Below are 19,706 nucleotides of genomic sequence, written 5' to 3' on the forward strand. Positions count from 1 at the left end.
CATGAGCGACTCACTGGAACTCAGTCTGGATGGCGTCGAACGCCGTTCGCTGGCTGACTTCACCGAACAGGCCTACCTCAACTATTCGATGTACGTGATCATGGATCGCGCCTTGCCGCACATCGGCGACGGCTTGAAGCCCGTGCAGCGCCGCATCGTCTATGCCATGAGCGAGTTGGGGCTCGACGCCGATGCCAAGCACAAGAAGTCTGCCCGTACCGTCGGCGACGTGCTCGGCAAGTTCCACCCGCACGGCGATTCGGCCTGCTACGAAGCCATGGTGCTGATGGCCCAGCCGTTCAGCTATCGCTACACCCTGGTCGATGGCCAGGGCAACTGGGGGGCGCCGGACGATCCGAAGTCGTTCGCCGCCATGCGTTATACCGAGGCGCGCCTGTCGCGCTATTCGCAGGTACTGCTGAGCGAAGTTGGCCAGGGCACCGTCGACTGGGTGCCCAACTTCGACGGCACCCTGCAGGAACCTGCGGTACTGCCGGCGCGCCTGCCGAACATCCTGCTCAACGGCACCACGGGCATCGCCGTGGGCATGGCCACCGATGTGCCGCCGCACAACCTGCGGGAAGTGGCAGCCGCCTGCGTACGCTTGCTCGACGAGCCCAAGGCCACCATCGAGCAGCTGTGCGAGCACATCCAGGGTCCGGACTATCCGACCGAAGCCGAGATCGTGACCCCGCGTGCCGAGATCCTGAAGATCTACGAAAGCGGTCGCGGCTCCATTCGCATGCGTGCGGTGTACCGCGTCGAGGATGGCGATATCGTCGTCACCGCGCTGCCGCACCAGGTGTCCGGTGCCAAGGTGCTGGAGCAGATCGCAGCGCAGATGCAAGCGAAGAAGCTGCCCATGGTCGCTGACCTGCGTGACGAGTCCGACCATGAAAACCCATGCCGCATCGTCATCATTCCGCGCTCCAATCGGGTCGATGCCGATGAGCTGATGCAGCACTTGTTCGCCACCACCGAGCTTGAGAGCAGCTACCGCGTCAACGTCAACATCATCGGCCTGGACGGCCGTCCGCAACTGAAGAACCTGCGTGCGTTGCTGCTTGAGTGGCTGACGTTCCGCACCCAGACCGTGCGCCGCCGCCTGCAGCACCGTCTGGACAAGGTCGAGAAGCGCCTGCACCTGCTGGAAGGTCTGCTCACTGCGTTTCTCAACCTGGATGAAGTGATCCATATCATCCGCACCGAGGAGCACCCCAAGCAGGCATTGATCGAACGCTTCGCGCTCAGCGAGATACAGGCCGAGTACATCCTCGAGACCCGTCTGCGCCAGTTGGCGCGTCTTGAAGAGATGAAGATCCGCGGCGAGCAGGACGAATTGCTCAAGGAGCAGGCCAAGCTCCAAGGTCTGCTGGGCAGCGAGGCCAAGTTGCGCAAGCTGGTGCGCAGCGAACTGATCAAGGATGCCGAAACCTACGGCGATGAGCGCCGTTCGCCGATCGTCGCGCGCGCCGAAGCCAAGGCCTTGTCGGAAAACGAGCTGATGCCGACCGAGCCTGTGACCGTCGTCCTGTCGGAAAAAGGCTGGGTGCGCTGCGCCAAAGGGCACGACATCGATGCCACTGGCCTGTCCTACAAGGCCGGCGATGGTTTCAAGGCCGCCGCCGCTGGGCGTTCCAATCAGTTTGCCGTGTTGATCGACTCTACCGGGCGCAGTTACTCGGTCGCCGCACATTCCTTGCCATCGGCGCGCGGCCAGGGCGAGCCCTTGACCGGGCGTCTGACCCCACCGCCAGGGGCGACCTTCGAGTGCGTGTTGCTGCCCGAGGACGACGCGTTGTACGTGGTGGCTTCCGATGCGGGCTACGGCTTCGTGGTCAAAGGTGAAGATCTGCAGGCCAAGAACAAGGCAGGCAAAGGCTTGCTGAGCCTGCCCAACGGCGCCAAGGTGATGACCCCGCGGCCGGTCGCCGACCGCGAGCAGGACTGGCTGGCGGCGGTGACCACTGAGGGGCGTTTGCTGGTGTTCAAGGTGGCCGACCTGCCGCAACTGGGCAAAGGCAAGGGCAACAAGATCATCGGCGTGCCAGGCGACCGGGTGGCCAGCCGCGAGGAATACGTCACCGACCTGGCAGTGGTAGCCGAAGGGGCGACCCTGGTACTGCAGGCCGGCAAGCGCACCCTCTCGCTCAAGGCCGACGACCTTGAGCACTACAAGGGCGAGCGAGGTCGCCGAGGCAGTAAGCTGCCGCGTGGCTTCCAGCGCGTCGATGCCTTGCAGGTCGAGCGCCCGGGCTGACCCGACGAAATGTCTGGAACGGCAATTTCAGCGCCGTTCCAGGCAGAAATGCTGGAGTCGAACCAATATTTCGCGGATGATAGTGCCCCTGCGGTGCCGGCGTGGCCGTGTGCCTGATTGAGTCTATATCAGTATCACTGCGGTTTGCCTGGTGGCGACCGCCTGGATGGGTTGAATGAAATTCCTGCGCCTTCCATTTGCGCTGTTGATGACGGGTCTACTGGGACTGGGCGGGTGCAGCATGCACCAGCCGGTTGCCCTGTACCAACTCGACAGCGGTGATCCGGGCCAGCCTTCGCAAAGTGCGGGCATGGCCGTGGTGCTCGGCCCGGTGTCGGTTGCCGATTACCTTCAGCGTGAAACCTTCTTGCAGCGTCAGGCCGACGGCAGCCTGAGCTCGGCGACGGACGGTCGCTGGGCCGGCAGTCTGTCATCCGACATCGACCAGCTGCTGGTGCGTCAGCTGGCGTGGCGCCTGGACAGCCAGCGTGTGGTGCTGGCGCCGGCGAGCAGTGGGTTCTCAGCCGATGTGCAAGTTCTGCTGTCGATCACTCGCCTGGATTCGGGCAAGGACCAGCCAGCGATCCTCGACGCCCAGTGGCGTCTGCTCGACCGCCGAGGCCGTGTGCGCGACAACCGTATCGTGCACCTTGAGCAACACCACGAGGGCAGCGAATCGTCGCAGGTGCAGGCGCAGGGGCAGCTGCTGCAAAAGCTTGCCGAGCAGCTGAGCACAGCGCTCAAGCCATTGGCCAATCAGCCTGCGCTCGCCGAAGACACGCCGAAGAAGCCAGCGGCCCCGGTACAGGTCAAGAAAGCACCGGAAAAATCGAAGATTCCGATGGCCTCGCCGATTCGCACCGATATGGAAGTCTATCGGTTCTGATCTCCCCCGCGCCCACGAAAAAGCCCGCATGTTCGCGGGCTTTTTTTATCTGACGCAGCAAGCCTGAGCGGCAAGGCCACCCAGGCCGGTACCGATTACTGGCGCAAGTCGCGATCACGCAGGCCCAGTAGATACAGCACGCCATCCAGGCCAAGGGTCGAGATCGCCTGCTTGGCCGACTGGCGCACCAATGGCTTGGCACGGAAGGCCACGCCGAGGCCGGCCAGGGCCAGCATCGGCAGGTCATTGGCACCGTCACCCACGGCGATGGTCTGCTCCAGCTGCAAGCCTTCTTCACTGGCCAACTGTTGCAGCAAAGCGGCCTTGCGCTGGGCGTCGACGATCGGTTCGACCGTTTCACCGGTCACCTTGCCGTCGACGACGGGCAGTTCGTTGGCGAATACGTAATCGATGCCCAGTCGCGCTTGCACCTGCTTGGCGAAGTAGGAGAAGCCACCAGACAGGATGGCTGTCTTGTAGCCCAGGCGCTTGAGCTCGGCGAACAGGTGCTCGGCACCCTCGGTCAGGCGCAGGGATGCGCCAATTTCGTCGAGTACGCTCACATCCAGGCCTTTGAGCAGTGCCATGCGCTCCTTGAAGCTGGCGCGGAAGTCCAGCTCGCCGCGCATGGCGCGCTCGGTGATGGCCGCGACCTGCTCGCCGACACCGGCGGCCTTGGCCAACTCATCGATCACCTCGGCTTCGATCAGCGTGGAGTCCATGTCGAATACCGCCAGGCGGCGGTTGCGGCGGAACAGGTCGTCTTTCTGGAAGGCGATGTCGACGTTGAGCGCTTCGGACAAGGCGAAGAAGTCGGCGCGCAGGGCCTGGGCATCGCTCGGCACGCCGCGCACGGAGATCTCCAGGGCGGCCTTGGCGGTTTCGCTTGGCGCATCCAGCGCCACGCGGGCCGACAGGCGCTCGATGCGCTCGATGGTCAGGCCGTACTGGCTGATGACGGCGCTGACGCGCTGCAACTGTTCAGGGCTGATCTTGCGGCTGAGCAGGGTGACGATGTGGCGCGCCTCGCCCTGGGCATCGGCCCAGTGCTGGTAGTCGGCTTCCGATACGGGCGTGTAGCGCGCCTGCAGGTTCAGCTCATGGGCCTTGGACTGCACGCTCTGCAACAGGCGGGTGGCCACTTCGTTGTCGGGGATGTCGACCAGGATGCCGAACGACAAGGTGCCGTGCATGACCGCCAGGCCGATGTCGAGGATGTTCACACCGCCCTGGAGCAGGACGCCGGTGATAGCCGCAGTGAGACCGGGACGGTCTTCACCGGTGATGTTGATCAGGACGATTTCGCGCAAAATCGGGCTCCGACTTCGATGAAAAATGCGCATTCTACCGATTTTCCATGACCATCGGGTGCTTACGCTACTTTGCCGACAAAACCCGGCTCGCTATACTGCGCAACACTTTTATGCCATTAAGAGCCTAGCTCTGTGAACCGGCCCACGCCCGTCAAACCAGATAACTTCTTCCTGATGATCTTTCGTGCCCTGCGCCAACGTCGTGTTCCACTGGCACTGCGTATCGCCAGTACCAACATATTCCTGGTCGCCCTGGCGCTGGTGATCTATGCCTGCGTGATGGGCCTGCAGTTCAAGCAGGCCATGCATGAGCAGGCCGATGCCCTGGGCCAGAGCCTGACCACGCAGACCGCCACGTCGGCCACCGAGCTGCTGGTGTCCAACGACATCCTCAGCCTCAACGTCCTGCTGGGCAACCTGGTGAAAAACCCGCTGGTGGCCCACGCGGCCATCTACAGCGTCGACAACCGCATACTCGCCGAAGCTGGTCAGCGTCCGCGCAACAGCCTGCTGGGCGAAGCCGAGGGGCTGTACCAGACCAAGATCACCTTCCAGGACGTGACCGCGGGGCAGTTGCGCATCAGCCTGGACATGGGCCAGTTCCAGCAGCCGATGCTGATCAGCCTGCAGAGCATGGGCATTCTGGCGGCGATCCTGCTGGCCTTGGCCTTGAGCCTGAGCCTGCGCCAAGGTCGTCACATCACCTTGCCGCTGTTGCAGTTGCGTGTCTGGCTGCGCGACCCGCATCCGTACACGCCGGCCATCGACCGTCAGGATGAGATCGGCGACATCGCCCGCCAGCTGCACGCACGCCTGGCGCCGCCACCTCCGCCTGAACCTGAGCCTGAGCCGGAGGAAGACGAGTTCGAAGACCTGCACGATGACGTGCAGGTCTTGCCGGCGCAACGCGCCAAGGCCGTGGTCCAGGCCGACGAGGACGACGACGCAGCCTTTGCCGGACTGCTGGATGACGAGCAAGCGGGGGTCAAACCTGCCCCCGTGATCAGCGATGAGCCGCAGTACAGCGCAGTGCTGGCCGTGCAACTGGGCTCGCAGGAACAACTGCGGCGCCTGCCGCGTACCCGCCTGAGCGAGCTGATCGAGCGCTACGAGGGTTGCCTGGAGCAAGCCGCGTCGCTGTACGAAGGTGAGATTCACGCGCTCAACGACGGCAGCACGCTGGTGCTGTTCCACAGCCGCGAGTGTGGCGAAGATTACCTGACCAATGCCATCTGCTGCGGCGAGCTGCTGCGAGCCCTTGGCCACGCCTTGCAGATCGAAGTGGCCGACAGCGGCATCACTTTGCAACTGCAGTTGGGTCTGGCCTTGAGCGATGACCTGCAAGGGCTGGAGCAGGTCGATCTGTTGATGGCCGAGAAAGCCCAGGACGCCTTGGCGCTGTCACAGCACAGCCGCAACCTGCTGCTGGTGGAGCGGCAGATCAGTGATGATGAGCTGATTCGCAAGCGTGCACGGATTCGTCCGATCGCCAGCCCCGAAGGGGCCTGCTGCGTGGAACGCTTGATGGAGCCGTATCCATCGATGCTGGAGCGGCAGCTGGCGCGGATGCACGAACGCCGCGCCTGATGCACGTGCGCCGCCTTGCCCAAGGGCAGCGGCGGCGCAGTGTGTTCCCCGGCGCTAACCGGGGCGTTGCCAGATTCAGACCTGTTGCGGTTGGGCGAGCAATTCACCCATGCGCACCGCCGAGCCGGCACCGAGCAGCTCGGCCCACTTCACCTGCTGCGGGCCGAACAGCACGATCGCAGTCGAACCCAACTTGAAGCGCCCGAGCTCGGCACCTTTCTCCAGGTGGATCGGTGCGCGGCTGGCATCGTCGTAGCGGAAGGTTTTCAGTTCGCGCTTAGGCGGCGTTACCAGGCCAGCCCACACCGTTTCGACCGAAGCGACGATCATCGCACCGACCAGCACCACGGCCATCGGCCCGCGCTCGGTATCGAACAGGCAAACCACTCGCTCGTTGCGGGCGAACAGTTCCGGCACGTTCTCCGCCGTGGTCTGGTTCACCGAGAACAGCCGGCCCGGCACGTAGACCATCTCGCGCAGGGTGCCGGCCAGGGGCATGTGTACGCGGTGATAATCCTTGGGCGACAGGTAGATGGTGGCGAACTCACCGCCCATGAACGGCGCCGCCAGGGCCGGGTCGCCGCCCAGCAGCTCCAGGGCGCTGAAGCTGTGACCCTTGGCCTGGAAGATGCGACCGTGCTCGATCGGGCCCAGTTGGCTGACCGCGCCATCGGCCGGGCAGAGTACGGCACCTGGGCTCTGGTCCAGCGGGCGAGCGCCGGGCTTCAGGGCGCGGGTGAAGAATGCGTTGAAGTGCTCGTAGGCGCTGAGGTCTTCGACCAGGGCTTCGCTCATGTTGACCTGGTAGCGCTTGGCGAACCAGGCTGTGAAGGCATTCTTGAACCAGCGTACGCGGCATTCGGCGATGCAGCCGGCCAGGCGCGACAGCAGATGATGCGGCAGCAGGTGCTGGCTGATGATGAACAGGCGGGATTTCATTGTAGGCAGTGTCCTTAAACTTCGACAGGCGTGTCCGGGTGGTTGCCCCATTCGCTCCACGAACCGGCATAGGCCTTGATGCGTGGGTAGCCGAGGGCCTTGGCCACCAGGTAGGTAAAGCCGGAGCGGCGGTGAGTCTGACAGTGGGTGATCACTTCCTTGTCGGGGGTGATACCCAGCTGCGCCAGTACGTCGGCGATGTCGTGACGGATGCGCAGGTGATCATTGAGGTCCATGCCGGCGGTCCATTCGAAATTGACCGCGCCGGGTATGTGCCCGCCCTTGGCGGCGAGGACTTTTTCGCCGCTGAATTCCTGCGGCGCACGAGCGTCCCAGACCACCAGGTCGGCGGCGCCCAAGCGACTTTGCAGGTATTCGCGGGTGGCCGTCGGCTCGCTGTGCAGGTGCAGGTGCACCGGGACAGTGCCGGCGGCCGGGACTGCGGTGCTGAGCTGGTCGGCCGGCCAGGCCTGGATGCCGCCGTTGAGGTAGTGATAGTGCGGATGACCGATGACATCGAGCAGCCAGATGAAGCGCCCGGCCCAGCCGCCGCCTTCATCGTCATAGACCACGTAGACGGCGTCGTCTCGGTGCCCCAGTTCGCTGAACAGCCTTTCCAGCTCGCCCAGGCCTGGCAGCAAGCCAGGCGCCGGCGGTTGCCCGAGCTGGGTGCGCTTGCCCTCGACGAAGCGCGCACCTGGGATATGCCCGCTGACATAGCGGTTGGCGCTGCTCAAGTCGACCAGGATCAACTGCGGGCAGTCCAGGCGCGGTAGCAGGTCCGCGGCTTCGATCACCAGCGGCAGACCGGAAAAGTCAGTCATCCACGTTCTCCAGGGGCAAAGAGCAGCGATTGTAGCGCATGCCCTAGGCTTCGCGGTTGCCAAACACCGCCAGCGCCCGCTCGATACATTGCGCGGTTTTACCGAACGCTTGCACGCTGACATCGGCCAGGGGCTTGCCGCCTTGGTCGGCGATCACCAGCATCAACACCTGATCGTTGACCGCCAGCGAACGCAGCAGCACGTGTTCGCTGCGAAACAGCGCGCGTATCGGGGTTGGCAGCAAAGGCGCGAACTGGCCATGGTTGTCAGGCGTCAGGCGCAGTTGACCGGCCTTGCTCAGCAGCCTTTGCAACAGCTTGCTATCGGCGACCGGCAGCGTCACGGCGTCGGCCTGCTTGGGCAAACCGGCGCTCTGCTGCACCCGTAGTACTTCGCTGTTGCGGTCCAATGCCAGTAACAGCACGCGCTGCATGCCGCCAGCGAGCAGGGCGTCGCGTGCGTGCGTGGCCAGGTGCACGGCGTTGGTGAAGCGGCTGGGCTGGGCCAGCAGGTCTTGGCACAGCGTGCGCCAGCGGCCGAGGTCTTCGCTCGACGGCGGTGGTGGCGCGAGCATGTCTGGGTGAGGGCGGCGTTGCTGCCACGGCCAGATCAGCGCTTCGGCCGGATGGAACAGGGCATGTCGGGCATGGCGCCGGGCACTGGCGGCGGCCTGCTGGTGCACTTGTTGCTGCACATCGTCCAACGAAGTCTGCAGGTACAGCGCGGTCAGCAGCTGCCAGCGCAGCAAGTGTGGGTTGTCCCAGCCCACCTGCGCCGCCAGGGCCAGGTTGTTGGCCAGCAGCACGGTATTGGCCGGCTCGTTGAACCAGCGGCGCAGGCCCGGCGCCTCGTCCAGGCGATGCTGCTGGGCGAGCAGGTCGTCTTCACGCGCGATGCTCAGGACCTGGGCCAGTTGCTCACGTTCTTCGAGCAGCAAGCGGTAGCCTTGGGTGACCCAGCGCGGCAGGCGCCAGTGCTCGGCTACTGCCTGGCACAGCGCCATGATGCGCACGCCGAACAGTTCATGTTCGACCTCGGCCGCTTCCTCGCCTTTGTGAATGACCCGCAACTCCCAGGCATCGAGCAGCTTCGGATAGGCCAGCGCCATGGGCCAGAGCGGCGCCAGAAACAGCAGGCTACCCCAGTGGATCTCCTGCCACAGCCGCGCCAGGCGGCTGGCGAACAGCCCACTGGCCTGCTGGGCCGCATGCTGGCTGATCATCAGGAACTGGCACAGCACGGGCGGAATGTCGTCTTCGAGCACTGCCGGCAGGCGCAACAGCAATTCGCGGGTGCGGGTCAGACCCAGGCGGTTGAGGGCGATTTCCAGGCTTTCGGCTGGCTCGGCCTGGCTGGCATTGGCCGGATGATTGGCTTCGCGCATGGCGGACAACACCAGCGCGGGGCTGTCCTGCATCAGTTCGGCGATGTCACGCAACGAGCGGCGGCTGTCATTGATGGCATTCATGACCCGCTCGTAGCTGTGCTTGGGCACCGGGACGCGCAGCCCGTCGAGCAGCTTCACCCAGGCCTCTAGCGTACGCGGATTGTCAGTAGGCACCTTGGATTCCATTGGCATTTTGACATCAGTCCAAACTGGCTTTTCGCTTTGAGTGGCTATAGTCTGGCGCAGTTCTGCCGATAAGTAGAAGAAGAGTTTTAAAGCTCCCGTCCCTCACCCTGACCACGACAGCAAGTGCTTTGATCCTATGGCTAAAATTATCGGCATCATCGTCGTATTCGCGAGCGTGCTCGGCGGATATGTACTCTCCCACGGCAAGATCGCGGCGCTGATCCAGCCGTTCGAAGTGCTCATCATCGGCGGTGCGGCGTTTGGCGCTTTCCTGCAGGCCAACCCCGGTTACATGACCATGCATGTAATCAAGAAGTCGCTGAAGATGTTCGGTTCGCGCTTCACCCACACGTTCTACCTCGAAGTGCTCGGCCTGGTTTACGAGATTCTCAACAAGAGCCGTCGGGAAGGCATGATGGCGATCGAGGGCGATATCGAAGACGCCGCAGCCAGCCCGATTTTCGCCAAGTACCCCGCGGTACTCGGCGATGAGCGCATGACCGCGTTCATCTGTGATTACCTGCGCATCATGTCGACCGGCAACATGGCGCCGCATGAGCTCGAAGGCCTGTTCGACATGGAGCTGCTGAGCATGAAGGAAGAGCTCGAGCACCCCTCCCATGCGGTCAACGGCATCGCCGATGGCATGCCAGGCTTCGGTATCGTCGCGGCGGTACTGGGCATTGTCGTGACCATGGCGTCGCTGGGTGACGGCGATCAGGCCTCGATCGGTCTGCACGTCGGTGCGGCGCTGGTCGGTACCTTCTTCGGTATCCTCGCGGCCTATGGCTTCTTCGGCCCGCTGGCCAAGTGCCTGGAGCATGATGCCAAGGAAGAAATCAACCTCTATGAGTCGATCAAGGCTTCGCTGGTGGCCTCGGCTTCGGGCATGCCGCCTTCGCTGGCGGTGGAATTCGGGCGCAAGGTGCTGTACCTCAAGCACCGTCCGAGCTTTGCCGAGCTGGAACAAGCAGTTCGCGGTCGCTAAGCCATGGAAAACAATCAGCCGATAATCATCAAGCGCGTCAAGCGCTATGGTGGCGGCCACCACGGTGGCGCCTGGAAGATCGCCTTCGCCGACTTCGCCACGGCCATGATGGCGTTCTTCCTGGTGCTGTGGCTGCTGTCCACGGCCACCCCTGAGCAGAAGATCGCCATTGCCGGTTACTTCAAGGACCCGATCGGCTTCTCCGAAAGCGGTACGCCCTACGTCATCGATCTGGGCGGCTCGCCGCAGCTGGCGCCGGACAAGACCATCAACCCCGAGGAGAAGTCCGAGCCGACGCCTGACACCAGCATTCAGCTGGACAAGGACCGGGTCGAGACCATGGCCGAGCAGGTCGAGCGCGAGCGTCTGGAGCTGCTGTTGCAGGAGCTGCAGAACAAGGTCGAGGAAAACCCGCAGCTGCAGAAGTTCAAGGATCAGATCCTCTTCGAGATCACCCAGGACGGCCTGCGCATTCAGATCATGGACGCCGAGAACCGGCCCATGTTCGATATCGGCAGCGCGCGGTTGCAGCCGTATTTCGAAGACATCCTGCTGGCCATGGCCGACACCATCAAGGCGGTGCCGAACAAGATCAGCATCAGCGGTCACACTGACGCCAAGGCCTATTCCGGCACCGGTGATTTCGGTAACTGGGAATTGTCGGCCAACCGGGCCAACGCCGCCCGTCGCGCGCTGGTCGCCGGTGGCTATCCAGACGGCCAGGTGGCGCGGGTGGTGGGCTACGCCTCATCGTCGCTGTTCGACCGCAAGAATCCGTTCAACCCGGTCAACCGCCGCATCGACATCATCGTGCTGACCAAGAAAGCCCAACGCAACATCGAGGGCGAGCAGGGCACGGAGCAAGCGCCGCCAGCGCCGTCGGCCGAAGCTGTGCCTGGCGCAGCCGCGCCCGACACTGCAGCGCCAGCGGATCCTGCAAACCCGGCACCGATGCAGCCGCGGGAGCTGCGGCAGAAGCTGAACATTTTCGAGGATGGGACTTTGAAGATGGACGAAGCCAAGGACCAGTAAACTGCATGGAGCCGCCGTGCGGCTCCATGAATGCCTGACGGCCTGGTTCCTAGTAGCTGTCTTCGGGCAGGCTGGCGATGATCGAGCGGTAGCTGTGCATGCGTTGCGGCTTGATGCGCCCCTCGTCGAGGGCTTTGAGCAGCGCGCAGCCCGGCTCGCGGTCATGCTTGCAGTCGCGGAAGCGGCAGGTGCCGAACAGCTCGCGAAACTCGATGAAACCTTCTTCCACATCGCTGCGGCTGACATGGCCGAGCCCGAATTCGCGGATGCCCGGTGAGTCGATCAGGTCGCCGCCGTTGGGGAAGTGGTACAGGCGCGCGGTGGTGGTGGTGTGGGTACCCTGGCCGGACCACTCGGACAGGTCGCCGACGCGCGTGCCTGCCGCTGGCAGCAGGCTGTTGACCAGCGACGACTTGCCCACGCCGGATTGGCCAACGAACACACTGATGTGGCCGTCGAGCATGTGCTGCAAGCGTTGCATGCCGTCGCCCTGGTGTGCGGAAACTTCGAGCAGCGGGTAGCCCAGGTCGCGGTAGACTTCGAGCAGCGCGTGCAGACCGGGGCCGTTTTCGTCGTCGATCAGGTCGGCCTTGTTCAGCAGCAGCAACGGCCGGATACCGGCATGCTCGGCGGCGACCAGATAGCGGTCGATCAAGTTCGGATGTGGCTCCGGCGCGGGCGCGAAGACGATTACGATCAGGTCGACGTTGGCCGCCACCGGCTTGAGTTGACCGTGGTTGTTCGGCCGGCATAGCTCGGTGCTGCGGGGCATCTGCGCGACGATCACGCCGATGCCCTGGTTGCCGGCGCGCCATACCACGCGGTCGCCGGTCACCAGTGCCGGCAGGTTGGCGCGCAAGTGGCAGCGCACGACCTGGCCTGCGGCTTCGCCATCCTGGGCTTCTACCTCGACCTGCACGCCGAAGTGGGCGATGACCAGGCCCAACTGCTCCGGCCCCAGGTCGCCGCCCTCCAGCTCCTGCAGCACGTGCTGCTCGCGTTTGGCGGCGCGAGCGGCGCGTTCGTTCTGGATTTTTTCGATCCGCCAATTTTGGCGACGATTGAGCTGGCGTTTGGCCATGAACCTTCCAAGGTGGGGCAAGTTGAAAACGGCAGGCAGTTTAGCACGCCGTGGTGCCGACCATTCTGCTTACCTGTGGGAGGCGACGCTAGGCTACTATGACGGCCTATACGAGGAGTTCCGTTCATGCATAACCCACAGAACCTGATCTGGATCGATCTTGAGATGACCGGTCTGGACCCGGACCACGATGTGATCATCGAGATGGCCACCATCGTCACCGACAGCGAGCTGAACACCCTGGCAGAAGGCCCGGTGATCGCCATTCACCACAGCGATGAAGTGCTGGCACGGATGGACGAGTGGAACACCCGCACCCACGGCGCCTCGGGCCTGACCCAGCGCGTACGGGACAGCCGCGTGAGCATGGCCGAAGCCGAAGCCCAGACCATCGCGTTCCTGGAGCAGTGGGTACCGAAAGGCAAGTCGCCGATCTGTGGCAACAGCATCTGCCAGGACCGCCGTTTCCTGTACCGGCACATGCGCGAGCTGGAAAACTATTTCCACTACCGCAACCTGGATGTCTCCACCCTCAAGGAACTGGCCGCCCGCTGGGCCCCGGAGGTGCGCGACAGCTTCAAGAAAGGCGGCACCCACCTGGCGCTGGACGACATCCGCGAATCGATCGCCGAACTGCGCCACTATCGCGAGCACTTCATCAAGTTCTAAGCGGCAAGCTGCAAGCTAAAAGCTAAAAGCCAGGCGGTGCGCTTTGCGCTGGACGGGGTTTTCCAGCCTCCGCGCACCGCTTGCAGCTTGCAGCTAGCAACTTCTTCTCCCCCTGGGTTCTGTCATGTTGTTGATGTTGTATTTGATTGCCATTACCGCCGAGGCCATGACCGGGGCGTTGTCCGCGGGTCGGCGTGGCATGGACTGGTTTGGCGTGGTGCTGATCGCCTGTGTCACGGCGCTTGGGGGCGGGTCGGTGCGGGATGTGCTGCTGGGCCATTACCCGCTGACGTGGGTGAAACACCCTGAATACCTGGTGCTGACCAGTTGCGCGGCACTGTTGACGATTTTCATCGCGCCAATGATGCGGCGCTTGCGCTCGCTGTTTCTAGTGCTCGATGCCCTGGGGCTGGTGGCCTTCACCCTGATCGGCTGCATGACCGCGCTGGAAATGGGGCAGGGCATGCTGGTGGCATCGATCAGTGGGGTGATAACCGGCGTATTCGGCGGCATCCTGCGGGATATCTTCTGCAACGATATCCCGCTGGTATTCCGTCGCGAACTGTACGCCAGCGTATCGTTCGCCGCGGCCTGGTTTTACCTGGGCTGCGTGTACTTCCAGGTGCAGGCTGAACAGGCGACGCTGCTGACCCTGTTTGGTGGATTTCTGCTGCGCTTGCTGGCTATCCGCTTTCACTGGGAAATGCCCAAGTTTCACTACAACGACCAGCAGTAGCCCGGCCAGGCCGGTAAACGGCGCGGGTGGTCAGTCTGCGCCGTGGCGTGCCAGCGCCCACTCGACATGCTCGCGCACCAGCGCCGAATCGTCTTCGCGACGCGCCTTAAGCGCCTCGATCACGGGGATGGTCGACGGCGCATTGCCCAGGCCCACCGCCAGGTTACGCAGGAAGCGCTCATAGCCCGCGCGGCGCAGCGGCCCACCTTCGGTCTTGCGCAGGAACGTGCGTTCGTCCCACAGGAACATCTCGGCCAACTCGGCGTTCTCCAGGCCGTGCCGCGGCTGAAAGTCCTGCTCCTGGCTGGGCGTGGCGAAGCGGTTCCACGGGCAGACGATCTGACAGTCGTCGCAGCCGAACACCCGGTTGCCCATTTTCGAACGCAGCTCCAGCGGAATCGACCCGCGCAGCTCGATGGTCAGGTAGGAAATGCAGCGCCGCGCATCCAGTACGTAGGGGCCGACGAAGGCTTGGGTCGGGCAGATGTCCAGGCATGCCTGGCAGCGTCCGCAATGCTCGCTGACATGCGGCGGGTCGACCGGCAAGGGCAGGTCGACGAACAGCTCGGCCAAGAAAAAGTAACTGCCGGCTTTGCGGTTGAGCAGCAGTGTGTTCTTGCCGATCCAGCCCAGCCCGGCCTGTTCGGCCAAGGCCTTTTCCAGGACCGGGGCACTGTCGACGAAAGCCCGGTAGCCGAACGGGCCGATCGCCTCCTGGATACGGTCGGCCAGAAACTGCACGCGCTTGCGCACCAGCTTGTGGTAGTCCCGGCCCAGGGCATAGCGCGAGATATAGGCCTTTTCGGGCTGGGCGAGACGCTGCGCCATTTGCGTGTCGCCGGGCAGGTAGTCCATGCGCAGCGAAACCACGCGCACCGTGCCCGGAATCAATTGCTCGGGGTGGGCGCGCTTGCTGCCGTGTGCCCCCAGGTACTCCATCTCGCCCTGGTAGCCGGCGTCGAGCCAGCGTTGCAGATGATGTTCATGCTTGCCAAGGTCGACGCCGGCGATGCCAACGTGGGCAAAGCCGAGTTCTTGGCCCCACATCTTGATCGATTGGGCCAGTTGGACGAGGTCGGGTGTAGAAGCAGGCATGGGTGGGCAGGCAATACGGGCTCAGGTGCGTATAATTCTGCCAGACATTGGAGCCTTTGACCCCATGGCGCAGACCAAACACACCGGTAGTACCCCACAAGTGCTCAGTAGCGCCACCGTCGCGCGCCTGCCGGCACGTCCGCTTGATGCGCAAAAAGGCGATTTCGGCCACGTCCTGGTGGTTGGCGGCGACCTCGGCACCGGTGGCGCCGTGCTGCTAAGCGCCGAGGCCGCCCTGCGCTGCGGTGCTGGCCTGGTCAGCGTCGCGACCAGGGCGCAGCATGTGCCTGCTGGCTTGACGCGGATGCCGGAATGCATGTGCCTGGGCGTCGAGTCGGCCAATCAGCTGATGGCGCTGCTCGATCGCGCCTCGGTGCTGGTGGTGGGCCCGGGCCTTGGCCAGGCCGCCTGGGGGCGCAGCCTGCTGTCGGCGGCTGCTACGGCGCGCTGCCCGCAAGTGTGGGACGCCGATGCCCTGAACCTGCTGGCGCGCGCGCCGTTGGCCCTGCCCAGTGGCAGCATTCTCACGCCGCACCCAGGCGAGGCAGCGCGCTTGCTGGGGATTTCCACCGAAGCGGTGCAGGCCGACCGCGCTGGCGCGGCGCGCAAGTTGGCGCGTCGGCATGACAGTGTCTGCGTGCTCAAGGGCGCCGGCACCTTGGTGGCAGACCCCAGCGGGCAGTTGGCCCAGTGCCTGCGCGGGCACCCGGCCATGGCCGGGGCAGGGCTGGGCGATGTGCTGACCGGGGTGCTGGCAGCCTTGCTGGCGCAAGGGCTCGATGCCTGGCAAGCGGCAGGTCTGGGCGTCTGGCTGCACGCCTGCGCCGGCGAGCGCCTGGGTGTAGAAGGTAGAGGCCTGGCGGCCAGCGATCTGGCGCCGGTCATTCGTGAGTTGTTGGAGGAACATTCTGCGTGTCTGGCATAACCCTGTTTCTGGCCGATGAAGCGGCTACGGTTGATTTCGGTGCGCATTTGGCTGCGGTAACTGGCGGTCACGGCGTGATTTTTCTGCAAGGCGACCTGGGCGCGGGGAAAACCACGCTCTCGCGTGGTCTGATCCGAGGCTTGGGCCATACTGGTGCAGTGAAAAGCCCGACCTTTACCGTGGTCGAACCCTACGAGATCGGCGAGCTGCGGGCGTTTCATTTCGACCTGTATCGCCTGGTCGATCCCGAGGAGCTGGAGTTCATGGGCATTCGCGATTATTTCGAGGGCGACCCGCTGTGCCTGTTCGAGTGGCCAGAAAAGGGTGCGGGCGTTTTGCCAAAGCCTGACCTGACCATTACCATAAGCCCCCAAGCGGGCGGCCGCTCGCTTGAGCTCGTGCCGCAGGGGGCTCGCGGCGAGGCCTGGTGCACTGCACTGGCCGCACACCATAAACAGTAAGTGGGGTAGGTATGCGCATACGCGCACTGGTCGCTTTGGTTGGATTGCTGCTGACTGCGGTGACCGTTGACGCTTTGGCCGTTACGCAGGTCAAGAGCATGCGCCTGTGGCGGGCGCCGGACAACACGCGGCTGGTTTTCGACTTGTCAGGCCCGGTGCAGCACAGCGTCTTTACCTTGAGCGCGCCGGATCGCCTGGTCATCGACATCAATGGTGCAACCCTGGCGGCGCCGCTGAACGTGGCCACCTCGAACACCCCCATCAGCAGTGTGCGCTCGGCCCAACGCACCGCCACCGACCTGCGCGTGGTGGTCGACCTGAAGAAATCGGTTACCCCCAAGAGCTTCACCTTGGCGCCCAACGCCCAATATGGCAACCGCCTGGTGGTCGACCTGTACGATCAGGAAGCCGACGCTGTCGCTGCCACCGCGCCGACCCCGCCGCCGACGCCAGTGCCCACGCCTGCAACCACGCCCGCGGTGCCAGTGACCCCGGCCCAGCCAGCCATCAAGCTGCCCCCGGTGCCGAGCGGCAAGCGCGACATCGTGGTCGCCATCGACGCTGGCCATGGTGGCGAAGACCCGGGTGCTTCCGGCTCGCGCGGTCAGCATGAAAAAGACATCGTGCTGCAGATCGCCAAGGAGCTGCAACGCCAGATCAACAGCGAGAAAGGCTATCGTGCCGAGCTGACCCGTACCGGCGACTATTTCATCCCCTTGCGCAAGCGCACCGAAATCGCGCGCAAGAAGGGTGCCGACCTGTTCATCTCGATTCACGCCGACGCCGCGCCGTCGCGCGCCGCCTTCGGTGCGTCGGTGTTCGCCCTGTCCGACCGTGGCGCCACCTCCGAGACGGCGCGCTGGCTGGCGGATACGGAAAACCGCTCCGACCTGATCGGTGGCGCCGGTAATGTCAGCCTCGACGACAAGGACCGCATGCTCGCCGGGGTACTGCTCGACCTGTCGATGACGGCCACGCTGAGTTCGAGCCTGAACGTCGGGCAGAAGGTGCTGGGCAACATGGGGCGGGTGACCTCGCTGCACAAGCAGCGGGTGGAGCAGGCCGGGTTCATGGTGTTGAAATCGCCGGACATCCCGTCGATCCTGGTCGAAACCGGCTTCATCTCCAACAACAGCGAAGCGGCGAAGCTGGCCACGGCCAGCCACCAGCAGGCGCTGGCGCGCTCGATTCATACCGGCGTGCGCCAGTACTTCCAGCAAAATCCGCCGCCAGGCACCTACGTCGCCTGGCTGCGTGACAGTGGCAAGATTGCCCAGGGCCCGCGCGAGCATACGGTACGCCCCGGTGAAACACTGGCCATGCTGGCTGTGCGCTACCAGGTGAGCGTGACCAGCCTGCGCAGTACCAACAGCCTCAAGACCGACGAATTGAAGGTCGGCCAACACCTGGATATCCCTGCTACGACGCTGGCTGCACAATGAGTGGTGGCGCCCGCATCCAGCTGCTGACGCCGCGGCTGGCCAACCAGATCGCCGCTGGCGAGGTCGTCGAGCGGCCTGCCTCGGTGGCCAAGGAGCTGCTGGAAAACAGCCTGGACTCCGGTGCCCGACGCATCGATGTGGACGTCGAGCAGGGCGGGGTGAAGTTGCTGCGCGTGCGTGACGATGGCAGCGGTATTTCAGCCGACGACTTGCCACTGGCCCTGGCCCGTCACGCCACCAGCAAGATTCGTGAGCTCGAAGACCTCGAAGGGGTCTTGAGCCTCGGCTTCCGGGGCGAGGCCCTGGCCTCGATCAGCTCGGTGGCAAGGCTCACCCTGACCTCGCGCACCGCCTCGGCGGGCGAGGCCTGGCAGGTGGAAACCGAAGGCCGCGACATGACCCCGCGGGTGCAGCCAGCGGCGCATCCGGTCGGCACCTCGGTCGAGGTGCGTGATCTGTTCTTCAATACCCCGGCCCGGCGCAAATTCCTCAAGGCCGAGAAGACCGAGTTCGATCACCTGCAGGAAGTCATCCGGCGACTGGCGCTGGCGCGCTTCGATGTGGCGTTTCATCTGCGCCACAACGGCAAGAGCATCCTCAGTCTGCACGAGGCCCATGACGACATGGCGCGAGCGCGCCGTGTAGGCGCCATCTGCGGAGCGGGGTTCATGGAGCAGGCGCTGCCGATCGATGTCGAGCGCAACGGCCTGCGCCTGTGGGGCTGGGTCGGCTTGCCGACCTTCTCGCGCAGCCAGGCGGACCTGCAGTACTTCTTCGTCAACGGGCGAGCAGTGCGCGACAAACTGGTCGCCCATGCCGTGCGCCAGGCTTACCGCGACGTGCTGTTCAACGGGCGGCATCCGACCTTCGTGCTGTTCCTGGAGCTCGAACCGAACGGTGTCGACGTCAACGTGCACCCGACCAAGCATGAAGTGCGCTTCCGTGAGGGCCGTTCGGTGCACGATTTCCTCTACGGCACCTTGCACCGGGCCCTGGCCGATGTGCGTCCGGAAGATCAGCTGGCAGCGCCCGCCGCAGTGCCCGAGCCACTGCGTCCCAGTGGCCAGCTGGCCGGCGAATTCGGCCCGCAAGGCGAAATGCGCCTGGCCTCGCCATTGCTCGAGCAACCTCAGACGTTGCAGTCGGGTATCTCCAATGGCGGCAGCGGGGCAGGCTACCAATACTCGTACACACCGCGCCCGGCCCAGGCGCTGCCGGCCGCCGAGGCAAAAGCGGTATATCGCGAGTTCTACAAGCCGCTGAACGATGGTGCGGCTACGGCACCGGCCCTGCCGCAGAGCGAGGGTGATATTCCGCCGCTGGGCTACGCCCTGGCGCAGCTCAAAGGGATCTACATCCTCGCCGAGAACGCCGTGGGGCTGGTGCTGGTGGACATGCATGCGGCTCATGAGCGCATCATGTACGAGCGGCTCAAGGTGGCCATGGCCAGCGAGGGGCTCAGCGGCCAACCGTTATTGGTGCCTGAAACACTGGCCTTGAGCCAACGAGAGGCCGATTGCGCCGAGGAGCACGGCGCCTGGTTCCAGCGCCTGGGGTTCGAACTGCAGCGCCTGGGCCCGGAAACCCTGGCCATCCGCCAGATCCCGGCACTGCTCAAGCAGGCCGAGGCCAATCGCCTGGTGCAGGACGTGCTGGCCGACCTCATGGAGTACGGCACCAGCGACCGGATCCAGGCGCACCTCAACGAGTTGCTCGGCACCATGGCCTGCCACGGCGCGGTGCGGGCCAATCGACGCCTGGCCATTCCCGAGATGAACGCTTTGCTGCGCGACATGGAAAACACCGAGCGCAGCGGCCAATGCAACCACGGTCGGCCTACCTGGACCCAGATGGGTCTTGACGATCTGGACAAACTTTTCCTGCGCGGTCGATGA

At 64.3% G+C, this 19,706-nt stretch carries 17 protein-coding genes; 11 read left to right on the forward strand and 6 right to left on the reverse strand.

The window, feature by feature from the left end:
• The first annotated feature begins 1 nt into the window (after position 1).
• Both parC and ACLEJW_RS16865 read left to right on the forward strand, forming a co-directional pair.
• Positions 2 to 2,260 (forward strand): DNA topoisomerase IV subunit A, encoded by a 2,259-nt coding sequence (gene parC, locus ACLEJW_RS16860; protein WP_440777927.1) that lies wholly within the window; start codon positions 2 to 4, stop codon positions 2,258 to 2,260.
• A 175-nt stretch (positions 2,261 to 2,435) separates the two neighbouring features.
• Positions 2,436 to 3,146: a PqiC family protein gene (locus ACLEJW_RS16865; RefSeq protein WP_145189922.1), complete on the forward strand. Its 711-nt coding sequence runs from the start codon at positions 2,436 to 2,438 to the stop codon at positions 3,144 to 3,146.
• Positions 3,147 to 3,241: 95 nt separating this feature from the next.
• On the opposite strand, the gene serB is transcribed toward ACLEJW_RS16865, so the two are convergent.
• Positions 3,242 to 4,456 carry a phosphoserine phosphatase SerB gene (gene serB / locus ACLEJW_RS16870; protein WP_313458642.1) on the reverse strand — a complete coding sequence of 405 codons (1,215 nt, stop codon included), beginning with the start codon at positions 4,454 to 4,456 and terminating at the stop codon, positions 3,242 to 3,244.
• A gap of 135 nt (positions 4,457 to 4,591) precedes the next feature.
• Between serB and ACLEJW_RS16875 the strand changes: the two genes are divergently transcribed.
• Complete coding sequence (locus tag ACLEJW_RS16875) at positions 4,592 to 6,046, forward strand: histidine kinase (RefSeq protein WP_440777928.1); 1,455 nt, start codon at positions 4,592 to 4,594, stop codon at positions 6,044 to 6,046.
• Between the two features lie 75 nt (positions 6,047 to 6,121).
• Here the strand turns inward: ACLEJW_RS16875 and asd are convergent, their stop codons facing one another.
• The 3 genes from asd to ACLEJW_RS16890 are packed head-to-tail and all read right to left on the reverse strand — an operon-like array spanning position 6,122 to position 9,388.
• Positions 6,122 to 6,985, reverse strand: a complete 864-nt coding sequence (asd, locus tag ACLEJW_RS16880) for an archaetidylserine decarboxylase (protein ID WP_145189931.1) — start codon at positions 6,983 to 6,985, stop codon at positions 6,122 to 6,124.
• 14 nt (positions 6,986 to 6,999) lie between these two features.
• Positions 7,000 to 7,809, reverse strand: a complete 810-nt coding sequence (locus tag ACLEJW_RS16885; protein WP_440777929.1) for a rhodanese-like domain-containing protein — start codon at positions 7,807 to 7,809, stop codon at positions 7,000 to 7,002.
• 43 nt (positions 7,810 to 7,852) lie between these two features.
• Positions 7,853 to 9,388, reverse strand: a complete 1,536-nt coding sequence (locus tag ACLEJW_RS16890; protein ID WP_440777930.1) for an HDOD domain-containing protein — start codon at positions 9,386 to 9,388, stop codon at positions 7,853 to 7,855.
• Positions 9,389 to 9,518: 130 nt separating this feature from the next.
• Between ACLEJW_RS16890 and motA the strand changes: the two genes are divergently transcribed.
• Both motA and motB read left to right on the forward strand, forming a co-directional pair.
• Positions 9,519 to 10,370 (forward strand): flagellar motor stator protein MotA, encoded by an 852-nt coding sequence (motA, locus tag ACLEJW_RS16895; protein ID WP_313295723.1) that lies wholly within the window; start codon positions 9,519 to 9,521, stop codon positions 10,368 to 10,370.
• Between the two features lie 3 nt (positions 10,371 to 10,373).
• Positions 10,374 to 11,402, forward strand: coding sequence for a flagellar motor protein MotB (gene motB / locus ACLEJW_RS16900; protein WP_313295725.1), 1,029 nt, complete (start codon positions 10,374 to 10,376; stop codon positions 11,400 to 11,402).
• A gap of 49 nt (positions 11,403 to 11,451) precedes the next feature.
• Here motB and rsgA read toward each other — a convergent pair whose 3' ends face one another.
• Positions 11,452 to 12,483 (reverse strand): small ribosomal subunit biogenesis GTPase RsgA, encoded by a 1,032-nt coding sequence (gene rsgA / locus ACLEJW_RS16905; protein WP_313295727.1) that lies wholly within the window; start codon positions 12,481 to 12,483, stop codon positions 11,452 to 11,454.
• Positions 12,484 to 12,609: 126 nt separating this feature from the next.
• On the opposite strand from rsgA, the gene orn reads away from it, so the two are divergent.
• Positions 12,610 to 13,152 carry an oligoribonuclease gene (gene orn / locus ACLEJW_RS16910; protein ID WP_145189948.1) on the forward strand — a complete coding sequence of 181 codons (543 nt, stop codon included), beginning with the start codon at positions 12,610 to 12,612 and terminating at the stop codon, positions 13,150 to 13,152.
• A gap of 124 nt (positions 13,153 to 13,276) precedes the next feature.
• Positions 13,277 to 13,888 carry a trimeric intracellular cation channel family protein gene (locus ACLEJW_RS16915; protein WP_145189951.1) on the forward strand — a complete coding sequence of 204 codons (612 nt, stop codon included), beginning with the start codon at positions 13,277 to 13,279 and terminating at the stop codon, positions 13,886 to 13,888.
• A 30-nt stretch (positions 13,889 to 13,918) separates the two neighbouring features.
• Here ACLEJW_RS16915 and queG read toward each other — a convergent pair whose 3' ends face one another.
• The gene (queG, locus tag ACLEJW_RS16920; protein ID WP_440777931.1) at positions 13,919 to 14,983 is read right to left on the reverse strand and encodes a tRNA epoxyqueuosine(34) reductase QueG; all 1,065 of its coding nucleotides are present in this window, start codon (positions 14,981 to 14,983) and stop codon (positions 13,919 to 13,921) included.
• A gap of 64 nt (positions 14,984 to 15,047) precedes the next feature.
• Between queG and ACLEJW_RS16925 the strand changes: the two genes are divergently transcribed.
• Genes ACLEJW_RS16925 through mutL form a run of 4 tightly spaced genes read left to right on the forward strand, consistent with a single transcriptional unit; the run spans position 15,048 to position 19,706 of the window.
• Complete coding sequence (locus ACLEJW_RS16925) at positions 15,048 to 15,908, forward strand: NAD(P)H-hydrate dehydratase (RefSeq protein ID WP_313295732.1); 861 nt, start codon at positions 15,048 to 15,050, stop codon at positions 15,906 to 15,908.
• Positions 15,905 to 16,369 carry a tRNA (adenosine(37)-N6)-threonylcarbamoyltransferase complex ATPase subunit type 1 TsaE gene (gene tsaE / locus ACLEJW_RS16930; protein WP_409520668.1) on the forward strand — a complete coding sequence of 155 codons (465 nt, stop codon included), beginning with the start codon at positions 15,905 to 15,907 and terminating at the stop codon, positions 16,367 to 16,369. Before ACLEJW_RS16925 ends, tsaE begins: the two co-directional genes overlap by 4 nt.
• A gap of 11 nt (positions 16,370 to 16,380) precedes the next feature.
• Positions 16,381 to 17,811 (forward strand): N-acetylmuramoyl-L-alanine amidase, encoded by a 1,431-nt coding sequence (locus ACLEJW_RS16935; protein ID WP_145189963.1) that lies wholly within the window; start codon positions 16,381 to 16,383, stop codon positions 17,809 to 17,811.
• Entirely contained in the window at positions 17,808 to 19,706 is a 1,899-nt protein-coding gene (gene mutL, locus ACLEJW_RS16940; RefSeq protein ID WP_440777932.1) for a DNA mismatch repair endonuclease MutL, read from the forward strand. Before ACLEJW_RS16935 ends, mutL begins: the two co-directional genes overlap by 4 nt.

It is taken from the genome of Pseudomonas sp. SMSB3 (genome assembly GCF_052041965.1).
GTDB lineage: Bacteria > Pseudomonadota > Gammaproteobacteria > Pseudomonadales > Pseudomonadaceae > Aquipseudomonas.